This window comes from Bacillus sp. VT 712 (assembly GCF_001614195.1).
Classification (GTDB): Bacteria; Bacillota; Bacilli; order Bacillales; family Bacillaceae_H; genus Priestia; species Priestia flexa.
Genome location: NZ_LWBK01000121.1, coordinates 1 through 498, shown reverse-complemented (window position 1 = coordinate 498; position 498 = coordinate 1). Strand labels below are relative to the sequence as shown.

Below are 498 nucleotides of genomic sequence, written 5' to 3'. Positions count from 1 at the left end.
CAGTAATAGCTGAGGAAAAGTGAAACTTTTCTTTAATCAAACCAATAAATAACGCAACGCAAGTTGCACCATTTATTCGCTAATGGTTAAGTTAGAAAGGGCGCACGGTGAATGCCTTGGCACTAGGAGCCGATGAAGGACGGGACTAACACCGATATGCTTCGGGGAGCTGTAAGTAAGCTTTGATCCGGAGATTTCCGAATGGGGAAACCCACTGTTCGTAATGGAGCAGTATCTTTATCTGAATAAATAGGATATTGAAGGCAGACCCGGGGAACTGAAACATCTAAGTACCCGGAGGAAGAGAAAGCAAATGCGATTTCCTGAGTAGCGGCGAGCGAAACGGAATTAGCCCAAACCAAGAGGCTTGCCTCTTGGGGTTGTAGGACACTCTATACGGAGTTACAAAGGAACGAGGTAAATGAAGAGGTCTGGAAAGGCCCGTCAAAGAAGGTAACAACCCTGTAGTTGAAACTTCGTTCCCTCTTGAGTGGATCC

Annotated in this window: 1 rRNA gene; it reads left to right on the top strand. The window is 46.0% G+C overall.

The features are described 5' to 3' along the window. Positions 1-84 precede the first annotated feature (84 nt). Positions 85-498, top strand: a 23S ribosomal RNA gene (locus A2U94_RS20340); the annotation flags it as partial.